This is a genomic window from Allobosea sp. RIT-PG3_2, assembly GCF_057321085.1.
On sequence record NZ_JBXWCA010000009.1, the window covers coordinates 144,374 to 159,785 of the forward strand.

Sequence of the window (15,412 nt, forward strand, 5' to 3'; positions counted from 1 at the left end):
CGTTCCGGAGCCGGCCTGTTCAGAGCAGGCCGACCTGATGGAACTTCGACGCCACGATCTCCTTGTCGAACGGTTTCATGATGTACTCGTCGGCGCCCGCATGCATGGCGCGCGCGATGTGGGCGATGTCGTTTTCCGTGGTGCAGAAGACGACTTTCGGCCGCTTGCCGCCCGGCATCTGGCGCAGCGTGCGCAGGAATTCGTAGCCGTCCATGATCGGCATGTTCCAGTCGAGCAGCACGGCATCGGGCATCTCGCCCTTGCAGGCGTCGATCGCGCGCGCGCCGTCTTCGGCTTCGGCGATACGGAATTGCAGACCTTCCAGAATCCGGCGCGCGACTTTCCGGATCACCGCTGAGTCATCGACGACGAGGCAATATTTCATGGTGCTCTCCAAAACTGTGTGGCCGCGCCTCAGGCCGCGCTGGCAAGGTCAAGATCGAGGACGGCGTCGAGGTCGAGTATGACGAGGAGTTCGTCGGCGAGCCGGTGAACGCCCATGGCCAACGCGGTCCAGACGCGATCGAGATGAACCGGGAGCGGCTCGAAGGTGGAACGGTCCAGCCGGATCACCTCGCCGACGGCGTCGACGATCAATGCATAGGCCTCGCCGCCATGATCGATGCCGATCGCGGTCAACTCGCCTTGCCCCTCGGCATCCGGGACCGGCCGGCCGAGGCGCTTGCGCAGGCAGATCGCCGTGACGATGCGCCCCCGCAGATTGAGCAGGCCGACGATCTCGCCCGGCGCGCGCGGAACGACCGTGATGCGGTCGGTGATGAAGACGTCCTGCACGCGCCCGATCGGCAGGCCGAGCAACTGCTCGCCGATCCGGATCGTCACGTAGTCCAGCGATTCGCTGAAGCCGGCATGCTGGGCCTTGGTGGGGTCGGAGGGGGTCATGCCGCCTGCCTCATATCCGTGCCCCCGGCATTCAGCTCGCTCAGCAGGGCCCGGCGATCGAACTTCGCGATGACGTCATCGAAGCCGGCTTGTACGGCGCGCATGTGCAGATCCGGCGTCGCGCAGGTGGTGAGGCCGAGGATACGCAGGCGCTTGCTCCCGGGCTGGGCGCGCAACCTCGCGGCGAAGGCGAAGGCCGTTTCCATCTGCCGGTCGAGATCGAGCAGCGCGATGCTGAACGGCTCGTCTGTGGCGGAAGTATCGAGATTGAAATCGGCCGCCAGGGTGATCGCGTGGCCGGAAGCCCTCATGATCGGGCTCAGCATCTCCCGCAGGAAGTCCGACGGTTCGACCAGCAGAACCTGGCCCGATGCGGCGGAACCGCGCTTCGCGGCGAACCAGCCGGGCTCGCTCAGCGGCAGATAATGGGCGAGATCGACGATATCGGTGGCACGGCCCCGGATCATCGCCGAGCCGATCACGCCGCGCTGGTCGGCCGCCGCCATTTCGAGGTCGAAACTATCCTCGACGATGTCGATGATGGCCTCGACGGCAAGGGCGATCGTGAGATCGCCGTGCGATACGATGACGAGCGGCTGGATGCCCTGGCTGCGCAGCTGGGTTTCTGCCAGCGGCGTGACCGGGATGAGACGCTCGCGGTAGTGCAGCAGCGTCCGGCCGCCGCCGCGCTGGAATTGAGCAGCGTCGACCTCTTCCAGCCGGGTCACGAGCGAGAGGGGCAGAGCCTGCAGGCTGCCGGCGCCGGTGCGGAAGACAAGCATCGTCTGCTTCTCGCCACCCTGCACGCGGGGGGCGGTGGTGCGCGGCTCGGCTTCGGCCTCGTCCGACAGGACGGCGCCGACGAGGCTGGCGACCCCGTTGGGATCGACGATCAGCACGACCGCGCCATCGCCAAGGATGGTGTTGCCGGAGAAGAGAGGGATGTGCCGAAGCTTGCTCGACATCGGCTTCACCACGATTTCCTCGGTGTGGAACACGCTGTCCACGAGGATTCCGAACTGCCGCTCGCCGATCTGGGTGATGACGATGAAGCCCTCGCCTTCGGTGGTCTTGGGCGCGCCCATCAGCTCGGGAAGCGAAATGATCGGCAGCAGGCGCCCGCGCAGCCGCAGGACCGGGGCGCCGTTGATCTCCTCGATGCGGTTATCGTCGCCCGCCTTGACCCGCACGAGCTCGCGCACGGCGATCTGCGGGATCGCATAGCGGTCTCTGCCCGCAATCACGATCAGGGCCGAGATGATGGCGAGCGTCAGCGGGATCTTGATGGTGATGGTGGTGCCGAGGCCGGAACGGCTGGCGACGTCGATCGTCCCGCCGATCGAATCGACATTGGCCTTGACCACGTCCATGCCGACGCCGCGGCCCGAGACCGCCGTCACATTGTCGGCCGTCGAGAAGCCGGGCTGGAAGATGAAACGGCTGATCTGGGCATCGCCGAGCTTCTCGATCTCGGCTTCCGTGACGAGACCCCGGGCCACGGCCTTGTTGCGGATACGCCCGACATCGAGCCCGCGCCCGTCATCGGCGATCGAAATCGTGACCGAGCCGCCCTCGTGATAGGCGGAGAGCCGGATCGTGCCCTGCTCGGGCTTGCCGGCATTCCGGCGTTCGGCCGGGAGTTCGATCGCATGGTCGGCGCAATTGCGGACCATGTGGACGAGCGGATCCTTGATCAGGTCGAGGATCTGGCGGTCGAGTTCGGTGTCCGCGCCTTCGGTCACGAGGTCGATGCGCTTGCCGAGCTCGGCGCTGAGGTCGCGCACGATGCGCGGCAGCTTCGACCAGGCGTTGCCGATCGGCTGCATGCGCGTCTTCATCACGCCGTCCTGCAGCTCGGCGGTGATCAGCGACAGGCGCTGGAGCGGCGCCTTGAGCTTGGCGTCCTCCTGCTGGCGCGAGACCTCGAGAAGCTGGTTGCGTGTCAGGACGAGCTCCGAGACCATGGTCATCAGATGCTCGATCGTGTCGACATTGACGCGCAGGGTCGCCGGGCTGCCGGCCCGCGTGCGTTCGGCAACATCGTCGGAAGGGATGGTTTGCTCGTTGCCCTCGATGCGGCCGTCGCGGCCGCGCTGGGGGCCCGGAGCGCTGCGGAAGACGAGATCGTCGGTCGAGGGCTTGGCCACGACCTGGCCATGGCGGGCGAGATAGGCGGCGACCGGATCGAGTGGCTCCCCGGCCGGACGGGCCTGATCGAGCTCGCCCCTGGCATGGTCGGCCAGCGCCTGCAGCTCGCCGATCAGCGTCTCGTCGTTACCCTCGGGTTCCTGGCCCTTTTCGGCGAGCTCGGCGAGGATATCCTTGATGCGGTCGATGGTTTCGAGGATCGCGGTGACGGCAGTCGGCTTCACCGTCGCCCCGTCGCGAAACTGTCCGATCACCGACTCGGCCGCATGGGTCAGCGCCTCGAGGCGCGGCAAACCGATGAAGCCGCAGGTGCCCTTGACCGTGTGAACGAGCCTGAAGATGTTGCGCAGGATGTCGCGATCGTTCGGGTCCTGCTCGAAGCGTACGAGTTCCCGATCGACCGTGTCGAGATTCTCGCCGGTCTCCGTCAGGAACTCTTGCAGCAACTCGTCCATGCAGGAACATCACTCAACGCGAAACTCTGCAGGAACTAAAGCAGCAGAAGGGTTTATGATCAGTTGAGATCGCCCTTCGACTGATGCGGATGCTCAGGCCGCCTTGGCCGCCTTGATGGTCACCGTCTCGCCTTCGATGGCGACGGAGATCGCCATGCCGGCGGCGCGCGCGACCATGCCGGTGTAGACGGGCTGGACGGCGTGGGCGTCGATCGCGCCCCCCGGAGCCTCGCCGGCCAGCAACTCCTCGACATGGGCGGGAATCCGGGCATGCGAGCCGGTGGCGGTGATCTCGAAGCTGCCCTGCTCGCCCTCGACGGTGGCGCGCGAAACCAGCTTGCCGCCGCGCGGCACGGCCTGCGCCGCGATGACCAGCAGATTCAGCACGAGCTTGACCTGGTTCTTCGGCAGCAGGGCGCGCGGGGCGTCCCAATCGAGCGAGAGCTTCTCGTCGTTGAGGAAGCCATTGGCGACGTTGCCGGCATCGCCGAGATCGATCATCGCGCCGGCCGATCCGGCGGCGCCGAAGGCCAGGCGGGCGAATTGCAGGCGTGCCGAAGCGTTGCGCGCACTCTTCTTGATGAGTTCGAGCGCGAAGTCGCGCATCGAGGGGTCGTCTTCCTCCAAGACCTCCAGAGCGTTGACAATCGCGCCGACCGGGCTGATCACGTCATGGCAGACGCGGCTGCACAGAAGAGCGGCCAGGTCGAGCGAGTCGAGCGAGATGGCGGTCATGGAGGGAAAATCCTGGCTTCAGCGATGCGCCGGGAGTAAGGCGCCGTTGCTGCCAGATATGCTGTCATCTTGGTTTTCATGTGGTTAACCCCCATATACCGGGCAAATGTTCGAAGGATGGGCCGCCATGATCGGCCGTGACGATCCCCGCCTGCGCGATTGCGACGGGCTGGGACGCAAACTCGCGGAAGCCGCACGGGTCAGTGCCGCCGTCCTGCTGGCGAAGCGGGCGGCGCGCGACGTGAGGCTCAAGGCTGACGGCTCGCCGGTCTGCTCGGCCGACCTGGCGGCGGACCATGCGGCCAAGGACGCGCTGGCCCGGCTGATGCCCGGTTTTCCCATCATCAGCGAGGAGACGGCCGACAGCGTCGCGCCCGGCGAGGTCTTCATCCTCCTCGATCCCCTGGACGGCACACGCGAATTCCTCGCGGGTGGCGACAGCTACTGCGTCGCGATCGCGGTCGTGTGCGATGGCCGGCCGATCGCGGGTGCGATCGCCGCTCCGGCTATCGGACGGCTCTGGTTCGCGGGCGAGCACGCCTATGTGCAGGATTTTGCGGGCGACGGCACGGCGCTCGGCGAAGCGCGCCGCACCGAGGTGCGCGCCCTTCCCAGCGATGGGCCGGTGGCGCTGGTCAGCCGCTTCCACGGCGATGGGCGCAGCGACGGCATCGCGTCGGCGATGTGCTGCAACAAGGGCATTCCGGTGTCATCCGCCGTGAAGTTCGGCATGATCGCCTCGGGCGAGGCGGACCTGCATGTGCGCTGCGGCCAGACCATGGAATGGGATATCGCGGCGGGCGATGCCATTCTTTCGGCGGCGGGCGGGATCGTGCTGACGCTCGATGGCGCCTTGCCGCATTACGGCGTCATCCAGCGGCAGTTCCGCAATCCGCCCTTCGTGGCCGCCTCGAGCGAGGCGCTCGCGCGGCGCGCCATCGCCGGCGATAGCGGCTGCTGAGCCGCCTCAGCGAGCGACGAAGCGCAACACCGATTTCCAGCTGCCTTCGGCCTTAGCCAGGATCCCGGCGTCCTGCAGGAAGCGCTGGCGGTTCTCGGCCGAGCGGAACAGGAAAAGCCGCGAGCCGATGATCGCGAACTGGCTGGGGTCGCTTTCGACGGCGACGCCGTTGGCTACTCCCGTCGGATCGAATCCGGCGAAAGCGGGCGCATAGACTTCCGGCGCATCCCGGAAAGCCTCGAGATTGGCCTGCGAGGCGAAGCGCCAGACGATGCCGTCATGGATCAGCTCATGCTCCGGCCGGCCGGCTGCAGGCTGGCCGCCGAGCTGGTAGGACACAGGATCGAAGCCGTTGATGGCGAGGCCGGTGCGCAGATCGCGCTGCATCGCCTCTCCCAGAGACGGCAGCCTCGGCAAGCCGACTGGTAGGCCAGGTGATCTCGACGACGCAGTCGAGGCAGGTTCCGCCGAGGTCGTGTGGGCGATTGCGGCGGGAGGCATGAGACATAGGAAGGCGATGCCCGCGGCAAGCGAGGTCCAGCGTTGCCTTGTTGCGGCCTTCATCACGTCAAATCCTTGCGAACTTCCAACCCCGGGCCGTTCGGCTCTCCGGAATCTTCACGCCTTGGATAGATTTGCGGCGTATCAAATTGGTTACCGAATTGATTCGTTTTCGCCGGACGTCGTGTTTCGACGGCTGTGCGAGCGGCGGATAGCCCAGGATCGGCCCGCCTTCCGGCCTGCATCGCATCTGTCCGGAACGGGTTGCATCGCAACCGGAACCGGCGCCGAGCAGCCGGGCGATCAAACCGCCCTGGGGTCCTGCTTGGCTCGACCCTCTGTCCGGAGATCTTGCTTATGAACCAGACCCGCCGCAGTCTCATCAAGGGCGGTCTCGCCGTCGCAGGCACGGGCCTGACCGGCCTGTCCACGCCGGCTTTCGCGCAGAATTACAACGAGCAGCGTAATTTCTCGCAGAACGAACTGGTCACCTCCGGCCACAAGTTCTTCGGCAACGTGTCGCGCGGCCTCGCGCTGACGATCGAAGAGGCGGTGCGGCGCTGGGGCGAACCCAACGGCTACGTGCTCGGCCAGGAGGCATCGGGTGCCTTCGTCGGCGGTCTGCGCTTCGGCGAAGGCCAGCTCTACACGCGCAATGCCGGGGATCGCCGGCTGTTCTGGCAGGGGCCCTCGATCGGTTTCGATTTCGGCGGCGAAGGCGCGCGCACGATGATGCTCGTCTACAACCTGCCGGCGGTGGACGCGCTCTATCAGCGCTTCGCCGGCGTCGACGGCTCGGCCTATTTCATCGGCGGTTTCGGCTTCACGGCCCTGACGGCCGAAGGGATCACCGTGGTGCCGATCCGCACCGGCGTCGGCTGGCGGCTCGGCGTCAATCTCGGCTATCTCAAGTTCACGCCGCAGGCGACGTGGAATCCGTTCTAGTCCGCGTGGCGGAGACCGGCGACAAGCGCTGGCCATGGCTGCGCGGGCATGGCAGATTCGACGTCGTATCGATGCGCTGTCGGGAGCTTTGAGCCTTGATCGAAGCCGCCATGCTGTTCGCACTCGGCTTCCTCTGTGCGGCCCTTCTCGCATTGGCTGCGGTGCCGGCGCTCGCGCGACGGGCCGACCGGCTGGCGCGCAAGCGTGCCGAAGCCGCGTTTCCACTATCCCTCGCTGAAATCGCCGCCGACCGCGATCATCTGCGGGCCCAGCTTGCGCTGCGCATGCGCTCCGTCGAACAGGATGCCGAGCGCGGCTTTGCGGCGAAGGCCGAAGCCCTGCAGGAACTCGGGCGTCGCGACATGACGATCGGCCGACTCCAGCGCGAGCGCGGCGAGCGCGATGTCCGCATCGAAGAACTCACGACAACGCTTAAGACGACCCAAGGGACGCTCGACGAGACCCGGACGGCCCTCGAACGGGAGCAGGCCGGCCATGCCGAGACCTCCGTCACGCTGGACAAGCGTCTGGCCGATCTTGCCAGCCTGGAGCAGAGCCTGGCTGAGGCGCGGCAGGCCCTGACCGGGACCGGCGCCGACCTGAGCGAGCGCAATGGCGATCTCGCGCGGGAGCGTGAGACGGTCGGGCGGATCGAGAAGCTGCTTGCCGAGCGCGAAAGCGAACTGGCGGCGAGCCGCGACGGGCACCAGAAGCTGCGCGTGGAGCAGGTCGAGGACCGGACCCAGATCATGGTGCTGCAAGGCAAGCGCGACGAGCTTGCCGGCCGGCTGGCTGCGGTGGAGGAATTGCTGGCCCGCAGCGAGGCCTCGCTGAAGGCGATGACGGGCGAGCGAGATGGCGAGCAGGTCCGGGCCGGCGCTTTCTCCGCGCGGGCCGAACAGGCCGAAGCCGGGTTGGCTGCGGCCGATGCGCGGGCGAGTGCGGCTGCCGTCGAGGCGCAGCAATTCGGCACACGTTTGCAGCAGGCGGTTGCCGAGCGTGCGACCTTGCAGGACAAGGCCGATGCCCTCCAGCGGGCGCTCGCCGCCGCACAGGCCGAGCTGGCCGATACCAGCCGCCGAAACGAGGAAGAGATCACCACCTTGCAGAACAGCCAGCGCGAACGCGAAGGCCAGGTCGAGCTTCTGCGCGCCGAGCTCCAGACGCTCGCAGGTGCGCTGGGCCAGGCCAGGGACGACCGGAACCAGCTCCTTGGCGAGATGTCGAACCTGCGGAAGGCTGCCGCCGCCGGCGGACCGGCCAATGCGGCCCTGCGCCAGGAGATCGTCCGGCTGGCGGACCGGCTGATGAGCCTGTCGCCGAAACGCGAGGCGGCGGAGTAGCGGCGCAGGCCGCATCCCGTTCGCCGGCTCCCGGCCGCGTCGAAAACCGCTTTCCCCCTGCCGGCTCGATGCTCTAGGAAGGCGGGGCCTCCCGGCGCGTCGGCGCCACCTGAATGGTTTTAAACCGTGACAGACAGCCATATCGATCTTCTGTGCCTGGGCGAGCCGCTCGGCGAGTTCAACGCGACCCGGGCCGAGACCGGCGCCTTCCTGTTCGGGCATGGCGGCGATACGTCCAACTGTGCCGTCGCGGCCGCGCGGCAGGGCATGTCGGTGGGCTATCTCGGCGCGCTCGGCGATGACAGCGCCGGCCATTCGATCCGCGCGCTATGGAAGCGCGAGGGCGTCGACGATGCCCATGTCCCGACGCATCCGACCGCGCCGACCGGCCTTTATTTCGTCGATCACGGCCCGTCCGGCCATGTCTTCTCCTATCTGCGTGCCGGCTCGGCCGCGAGTCTCTACGGCCCGCGCGACCTGCCGCGCGATCTCATCCGCTCGGCCCGCATCGTCCAGGCCTCCGGCATCAGCCAGGCGATCTCGGCCGTTGCCTGCGACGCCGTGTTCGATGCCTTCGAGACTGCGCGCAAGGCCGGCGTGCTGACCGCCTACGACACCAATCTGCGGCTCAAGCTCTGGCCGCTCACGCGGGCGCGGGCGATCATCCATGCCGCCTGTGCGATGGCCGATATCGTGCTGCCCGGGCTGGACGATGCGACGCAGCTCACCGGGCTCAACGATCCCGATGCCATCGCCGATTTCTATCTCAGGCTTGGCGCGCGCGTCGTGGCGCTGACGCTCGGTCACGAGGGCTCGCTGGTCGCGACGCCGGTTCGGCGCGAGCGCTTCCGGCCGATCAAGGTCGATGCCATCGACGCGACCGGCGCCGGCGACTGCTATGACGGCGCCTTCCTGGCCGAGTATCTGCGCACGGGCGATGCCTTCGCTGCCGGCGCCTATGCCAATGTCGCCGCGGCCCTCTCGACGCAAGGCTATGGCGCCGTCGCGCCGCTGCCGCGCCGCGCCGAGGTCGAGGCGCGCATCGCTGCCGAGGCACAAGCCTGATGGCCGTTCAAGTCCTGAAGCGCGCGGGCGACCTCCTTGCCCGCTACGATGTGCTGATCAGCGACGTCTGGGGCGTCGTCCATGACGGGCTCTGGGCGCTGGAGCCGGCCTGCGACGCGCTGATGGCCTTCCGCGAGCGTGGCGGCACAGTGATTCTGCTCTCGAACGCGCCGGGGCCGTCGCAGCAGGTCGCCGGGCTGCTCGACACCAAGCGCGTGCCGCGCGAGGCCTGGGACAGGCTCGTCACCTCCGGCGACGTCACGCGCTCGCTCATCGCGGAGAGCCATCACAAGCGCGCCTATCATATCGGTTGGCAGAGCGACCGGGCGGTCTTCGCCGGGCTCGATGTCGAGCTGGTCGACGAGGAGCGGGCCGACATCGTCGTCGCGACCGAGCTCAACGACTACCGCACCGAGACGCCGGAGCAGTACCGGCCGCTGCTGGAGCGCTTCGCCCGGCGCGGTCTGCCCTTCATCTGCGGCAATCCCGATCTCGTCGTGCATGTCGGCGAGGATCTGCTGCCTTGCGCCGGGTCCCTCGCGACGATCTACGAGGCGCTGGGCGGCACTGTCGCCTGGGCCGGCAAGCCTTATCGCCCGGCCTATGACCTTGCACTGTCGGCGGCGGCCGATGCGCGCGGCGGCAGATCGGTCGAGACCGGCAAGGTGCTGGTGATCGGCGACGCGGTTCGCACCGATCTCGCCGGGGCGCGGCTGATGGGCTTCGACAGCCTGTTCATCGCCGGGGGCATTCATCGCGACGAGACCATGCGCGGCGGCGAGGTCGATCCGGCCGGGCTCGCCAAGGTACTGGACGGGCTCGCCGTCCAGCCGATCGCGGCGATGGCGGCGCTGGCTTGAGATTCCGCTGCCGCGTCGAGTTTGTGAAGCGTGTTGCGTTTCCATTGAAACGCGGGTCATCCCGGGCGACCGGAGGGAGACCCGGGATCCATGCCTGAACCTTTTTCGCAAGCGCTCTGGCATGGATCCCGGGTCAAGCCCGGGATGACGCTGTGGTCCGCCTGAAAATCGGCACCCCTCAGTGCGCGTCGCCGGTACGGGCGTCGCGCAGCGTCGTCACTGTAATGACGATGCAGAGCAGCATGCCGATGATCGACAGGATCGCGGCCGCGCGGAAGCCGAGCATGAAGGCCTCGCTCGCCTGCGCCAGCATCGGCCCGGCCTGATCGGGCGCGAGGTCCGCCGCCAAGCCCAGCGCGCCGCCCAAGGTCGAACGAGCCGGGGCGAGCGCCTCGGCACTGATGCCGGGCACGGCGAGATCCACCATCCTGTTGCGATAGAGTGCGGCGCCGAGGCTGCCGAGCACGGCGATGCCGAGCGCGCCGCCGAGCTCCGCTGATGTTTCCGACATCGCAGAGGCCGCGCCTGTGCGCTCGGGCGGCGCAGAGCCGACGACGATGCCGGTGGTGAGCGTGATCACCGGCGTGAAGCCGACGGAGAAGACCACGGAAGCGGCGACGATCTGCACGAGGCTCGGCGCGAAGGCGAGCCAGACGAAGCCGAGCGCCGATACCGCCATGCCGCCCGCCATCAGCGCCGCGGGTGTGAGGCGGCCGACGAGGGCGGGTGTCACGAAGGAGGCGAGCGTGAAGGCGATGGCCGAGGGCAGCGACCAGAGCCCGGCCTGTAGCGGCGTCAGCCCGGCGACAAGCTGGAAATACTGCGCCAGGAAGATGAAGCTGCCGAACATGAACAGGATGCTGGCGAGGTTGATGGCCAGCGCCGCGCGGAAGGCGGGAATGCGGAACATGGCGAGATCGACCATCGGGTCCGCCAATCGCGTCTGCCGCCGCAGGAAGATCAGGATGAAGCCGAACCCGACGAGGATCGGGGCGGCTGCCAGCCAGTCGAAGCCCTCCGCGGCCCAGTGCTTGACGCCCCAGATCAGCCCGAGCACCGCGGCGAGCGAGAGCAGCGCGCTGAGGATGTCGATGCGGCCTGCATTCGGCGCACGGTACTCCGGCAGCAGGATCGGGCCGATCGCGAGCAGCAGGAGCATCGGCGGCACCGCGATCAGGAAGACCGAGCCCCACCAGAAATACTCGATCAGGAAGCCGCCGACGACCGGGCCGATGATGGCGCCGGCCGAGAAGCTGGCGATCCACATCGAGATCGCGAAGGTGCGTTCCTTCTCGTCGGTGAACATCACCGTGATCAGCGACAGCGTCGAGGGAGCCAGCGTCGCCCCGGCAATGCCGAGCACGGCGCGCATGGCGATCAGCATCTCCGAGCTGTTCGAGAAGGCCGCGACGGTCGAGGCCAGGCCGAAGAACGCCGCGCCGACCATCAGCAGCCGGCGCCGGCCGATACGGTCCCCCAGCGTGCCCATCGTCATCAGGAAGCCGGCGACCATGAAGCCGTAGATGTCGATGATCCAGAGCAGCTGGCTCGCGCTCGGCTTCAATTCGCGCGTCAACGTCGGTACGGCGAGATTCAGCACCGTGAGGTCCATCGAGTAGATCATGCAGGGCAGGGCGACTGCGATCAGGCCGAGCCATTCGCGGCGCGTCGCCTTTTTCTCATCCTGCATCGGGACGGGCGCCGAAATCATCGTTCACTCACGGTCTTTCGTTCCGGGCACGCCCTTTGCCATGGGAGTGCGGCCGAATCTGGCAGGAGAACGCCACATTAGTTTTTCCGTCTTGGCAGTGCGGCGGCTATCCGGGCCGCGTTGCCCCGCGCTGGCGCAGGCGCGCGACGATGTCCGCATATAGCCCTTCGAGCGGCCGGAAGACGAACCGCACGGTCGATTTGCCCGGTGGCACCACGACGGCGCGGAACAGCACGTTGGCGCGCAGCAACTCGGCGGGCCGGCCGTCGATCTCGACCTGCCACCAATGATGCCAGACATCGTTCAGGACGAGATATCCGCCGCGCGGGGCATCGACGGCGAGCGTCACCGTGGTCGTGCCGTAGTCGCGGATCGCGACCGTCGCCGGGCCGATGGCGCCGGTGGGAAGCGGCGGCGGGTCGCGGTCGAGCAGTACGGTTCGGCGCGGGTCGAAACCCTCAGGCCATTGGCCGGTCGTCAGAATGGCGTCGAAATCGACCTTCTGCGCCTCGGTGACGAGCAGCACGCGCGGCAGGGCGCGCGGGTTCTCGTAGACATAGGCGTCCTTGGTGCGGGCGATCTGTCGGAGATCGCCGGGTTTCAGCGTCTTGTCGATCTGCTCGACGGGCACCCCGGTCGCGATGAAGCGCAGGCCCAGCATGTCGGCGAGCAGCGAGCGATAGCCCGGCATCAGGGCCGAGAAGGTGCGCTGGTCGGGCAGGGCGACATGATCGCCGGCGCCGGTCGCCTTGCTGTAGAGGCCGAGCCGCAGCGGATTGTAACCCAGCGTGTTGTCGAGCTCGTGGACCAGGCTGGCATTGGGCCAGTGGAAGTCGATAGCGGCCAGCTCGATGCGGTCGCGCCGGTCGGGTGCGGCGGTGCGGCCGGTCTCGCGCTTCAGGAGCGCGATCGTCTCGTTGGTGCTGTCCTTGCGCAGCACATCGTACATCTGCGGCGGCAGGGCGGTGGATTCGCTCGGGCCGTTATTGACCGAGAGGTCCATGACCAGCGTCGCGGCGATGACGACCGCCGCCGCCAGCGCCGAGCCGCGCTGCGCCAGACCGCGCGCCGCGACGATGCCGCCGAGCGACAGAACCCCGCAGAGCACTGCAATGACCAGCGGTGTGATCGCGACCGGGATACGCCCGACCGTCCAGGCTAGCCAGGCGGCGAGGGCGAGCGCCACGGCGAAGATCAGGGCCTCGATGGCGATCTGCCAGGGCCGTGCCTTCGGGGCCGTGCCGGTCATGACGAGATGAGTCATGTAGCCGCCGAGCAGGGCGAGCAGGGCGCCGAGGATGAACAGAGCATCGGCGGGACGGCGGTAGAAGCTGACGCCGGGCAATTCGAACAGCAGCCGGAAAGCGGGGGTGTAGCGGCCCAGCGCGAAGAGCAGCACGACGAGCGCCGCGACGCTGAGCGCGACGACCTCCCGCCGCCAGAGCGCGCCGCGGACGAGGCCGATGGTGAGGATCAGCCCCATCGGCAGCAGGCCGAGATAGAGCTGGCTCATGTTGCGGGCGAGATAGAGACCGAGCGGTCCGAAGCGGGCTTCCCAGGCCGGGCTCGGAGCGCCCCAGAAATCCGCGAGCGGCCCGGCGGCTCCGTAGAGATTGGCGATCAGGCCGGTGAGCAGCGCGGCAGGGTGGAGCGAGCCCTTGCCGGCCTCGACGAAATCGATGACCGGCCGGTTCGATTCCTGCGCGATGAAGGCCGTCAGCAGAATGGGAATGGTGGCGACGAGGATCGCGCCGAGCGTGCCCGCGAGCAGGGGCTTCAGGCTTGCCCGGAAGGCGCGCCAGGGGCTGTGCGCCATCAGGATGGCGGCGATGACCAGTCCGGCCAGCACGTAGACGCCGATCAGCGCCACCTGATCGCGGCCGAGCACCATGAAACCCGCCATCAGCCCCGCGGCGAAGCCGTAGCCGACGGAGCCGCGTTCGAGCGCGCGGGAGAGCAGGAAGAGCGTGACGGCGAAATAGCCGAGGCTGAGCACCTGCCCGACATGCTGGATGCGCCAGGCTGCAGCCGCGCCGAAGGCGAAGGACAGGGCTGCGACGACCGCGCCGGCCGGATGCCAGCCCCGGTCACGGAAGACCATGACGATCGCGAATGCGCCGAGCAGCAGCGTCCCGAGAACGGCGCCGTCGCTCCAGCGGAAGTCGGGCGTGGGATTGAGTGCGGCGATTAGCGCGAAGGAGGGCGAAAAGATCAGCGATTGCGGATCGGCGACCTGCGGCGAACCGGAGAAGACATAGGGCGTCCAGAAGGGCGAGAGACCGCGATGCGAGCTATCGGCGAGGAACTGGAGCTGCGGGTGGAAATGCGCCTTGGCGTCCCAGGGTATGGTGACCGCGCCCGAGAGCCAGGGCCAGGACAAGGCGAGCCAGGCAAGGGCGACGATGCAGAACACGCTGGCGAGCGGCCAGCGTGTCGGAGCGTTTTCGAATGATGTCGTTTCGGGCACCGGCATCAGCCTGGCCTGATCGAAATCCGAAAGGCCGTCAATCCGTCGGGGCGGCGCGCGCCATCAGCGCGTCCATATCGATGAAATGGCCGGCGCGGTCCCGCTTCGAGGCGAGATAGCGGACATTGTGGGCGTTCGGGCGTCCTAGCACGCGCTGGCTGGCAGCGACCTCCAGGCCCGCCGCCTCGATCGCACCGATCTTCTGCGGGTTGTTGGTCAGTGCGACGACGCTGGAGACGCCGAGTTGCTTCAGCATGGTCGCGGCGAAGTCGAAATGGCGCTGGTCGAGATCGAAGCCCAGCACCTCGTCGGCGTCATAGGTGTCCCAGCCCTGGCTCTGCAGCTTGTAGGCGCGCATCTTGTTGGAGATGCCGTTGCCGCGGCCTTCCTGGTCGAGATAGAGCAGGATGCCGCCATCGTTCTCCGCCATCCACTGCACGGTTTCGCGCAGCTGGTCGCCGCAGTCGCATTTCAGCGACCCGAAGAGATCGCCGGTCAGGCAGGCGGAATGCAGGCGCACCGGCACGGCGGTCGAGAGATCGGGCTTGCCGACGATGATCGCAACCTGGTCGCGCAGGCCCTCGCCGCCACGGAAGACGACGAATTCGGTCTCCGGCGCGCCTTCCAGCGGCACCGGGGCGCGGCCCACGATCTTCAGAGAAGCCGCCTGCTCGGCACGGTAGCCGTTCACGGCGTCGAGGGTGACCTCGACCAGCGGTTCGCCGGCGATGTCGGCGGCACTCACGGGTACGGCGATGACGGCCGGAAGGACGAGCGAGAGGCGGGCGAGTTCCAGCGCAGCCTCGTCGAGGCCCGATGCCGGCGCGATCGGCGCGTCCATGCGGCCATCGAGCTTGAGGGCCAACGTCTCGATGCGCGCCTGGTCGATTGTGGGCAATGCGAAGATGCCGCTCTCGCTGCGCCCCTTGGCGCCAAGGCGGCGCAGCCGCGCGGCGCTCAGGACGAGGTGACCGCCGCCGCGTGCGAGATCGTTGACCCCGCGCACCAGCTCTCCGTCGGCCAGCTCCGCCGACAGGGCGAGCGCCAGCCGGCCACCGTTACGCAGCAGAACGGGGCGACCGGCGCGAAACTCGGCGATGGCCCGGTCGACCTTCACGAGAGCGGTTTCGAGGGAGGGGCCAAAGAGCGTACGCGACTCAGGCATCGAAAAGTCCGTCAGATTGGGCCGGGCGTGCGGCCGAGGAGCATCAGGAGGCACCATCGAGCATCGATATAGGGGTTCTTGATCCGCCCTTCCAGCAACGTTCCCGAAACGACGCGGTTCCACGGCAAATAGCGCGCGGTACCGCGGAAGCGG

The 15,412-nt window shown here is 67.8% G+C and carries 13 protein-coding genes; 5 read left to right on the forward strand and 8 right to left on the reverse strand.

Annotated features, from left to right (window positions below; genetic code table 11):
* Positions 1 to 19: 19 nt before the first annotated feature.
* The 4 genes from AC2FAN_RS22280 to chpT form a co-directional block, all read right to left on the reverse strand.
* On the reverse strand, positions 20 to 385 hold the full coding sequence (locus AC2FAN_RS22280) for a response regulator (protein WP_038359309.1): 366 nt from the start codon (positions 383 to 385) through the stop codon (positions 20 to 22).
* A 29-nt stretch (positions 386 to 414) separates the two neighbouring features.
* Positions 415 to 903, reverse strand: coding sequence for a chemotaxis protein CheW (locus tag AC2FAN_RS22285; protein ID WP_485176371.1), 489 nt, complete (start codon positions 901 to 903; stop codon positions 415 to 417).
* Positions 900 to 3,506 (reverse strand): chemotaxis protein CheW, encoded by a 2,607-nt coding sequence (locus AC2FAN_RS22290; protein ID WP_485176372.1) that lies wholly within the window; start codon positions 3,504 to 3,506, stop codon positions 900 to 902. Before AC2FAN_RS22290 ends, AC2FAN_RS22285 begins: the two co-directional genes overlap by 4 nt.
* Before the next feature lie 93 nt (positions 3,507 to 3,599).
* A complete protein-coding gene (gene chpT / locus AC2FAN_RS22295) occupies positions 3,600 to 4,241 on the reverse strand; it encodes a histidine phosphotransferase ChpT (RefSeq protein ID WP_265054456.1) in 642 nt (213 codons plus the stop codon).
* Between the two features lie 127 nt (positions 4,242 to 4,368).
* Between chpT and AC2FAN_RS22300 the strand changes: the two genes are divergently transcribed.
* Entirely contained in the window at positions 4,369 to 5,202 is an 834-nt protein-coding gene (locus AC2FAN_RS22300; protein ID WP_476806875.1) for a 3'(2'),5'-bisphosphate nucleotidase CysQ family protein, read from the forward strand.
* A gap of 6 nt (positions 5,203 to 5,208) precedes the next feature.
* Here the strand turns inward: AC2FAN_RS22300 and AC2FAN_RS22305 are convergent, their stop codons facing one another.
* Positions 5,209 to 5,589: a YHS domain-containing (seleno)protein gene (locus AC2FAN_RS22305; RefSeq protein ID WP_485176373.1), complete on the reverse strand. Its 381-nt coding sequence runs from the start codon at positions 5,587 to 5,589 to the stop codon at positions 5,209 to 5,211.
* A gap of 471 nt (positions 5,590 to 6,060) precedes the next feature.
* Here AC2FAN_RS22305 and AC2FAN_RS22310 point away from each other — a divergent pair, with 471 nt between their 5' ends.
* From AC2FAN_RS22310 to AC2FAN_RS22325, 4 genes are all read left to right on the forward strand, one after another.
* Positions 6,061 to 6,648 (forward strand): DUF1134 domain-containing protein, encoded by a 588-nt coding sequence (locus tag AC2FAN_RS22310; RefSeq protein ID WP_265054453.1) that lies wholly within the window; start codon positions 6,061 to 6,063, stop codon positions 6,646 to 6,648.
* A gap of 95 nt (positions 6,649 to 6,743) precedes the next feature.
* Positions 6,744 to 7,991, forward strand: coding sequence for a hypothetical protein (locus AC2FAN_RS22315; protein ID WP_485176374.1), 1,248 nt, complete (start codon positions 6,744 to 6,746; stop codon positions 7,989 to 7,991).
* A 126-nt stretch (positions 7,992 to 8,117) separates the two neighbouring features.
* A complete protein-coding gene (locus AC2FAN_RS22320; RefSeq protein WP_265054451.1) occupies positions 8,118 to 9,056 on the forward strand; it encodes a sugar kinase in 939 nt (312 codons plus the stop codon).
* Positions 9,056 to 9,916, forward strand: coding sequence for a TIGR01459 family HAD-type hydrolase (locus AC2FAN_RS22325; protein ID WP_265054450.1), 861 nt, complete (start codon positions 9,056 to 9,058; stop codon positions 9,914 to 9,916). The genes AC2FAN_RS22320 and AC2FAN_RS22325 overlap by 1 nt, the downstream gene beginning before the upstream one ends.
* 178 nt (positions 9,917 to 10,094) lie before the next feature.
* On the opposite strand, the gene AC2FAN_RS22330 is transcribed toward AC2FAN_RS22325, so the two are convergent.
* From AC2FAN_RS22330 to ribA, 3 genes are all read right to left on the reverse strand, one after another.
* Positions 10,095 to 11,627: an MFS transporter gene (locus AC2FAN_RS22330; protein WP_485176375.1), complete on the reverse strand. Its 1,533-nt coding sequence runs from the start codon at positions 11,625 to 11,627 to the stop codon at positions 10,095 to 10,097.
* A 106-nt stretch (positions 11,628 to 11,733) separates the two neighbouring features.
* The gene (locus AC2FAN_RS22335; RefSeq protein ID WP_485176376.1) at positions 11,734 to 14,100 is read right to left on the reverse strand and encodes a hypothetical protein; all 2,367 of its coding nucleotides are present in this window, start codon (positions 14,098 to 14,100) and stop codon (positions 11,734 to 11,736) included.
* 31 nt (positions 14,101 to 14,131) lie between these two features.
* Positions 14,132 to 15,259, reverse strand: a complete 1,128-nt coding sequence (ribA, locus tag AC2FAN_RS22340; protein WP_476806878.1) for a GTP cyclohydrolase II RibA — start codon at positions 15,257 to 15,259, stop codon at positions 14,132 to 14,134.
* Positions 15,260 to 15,412: the final 153 nt, after the last annotated feature.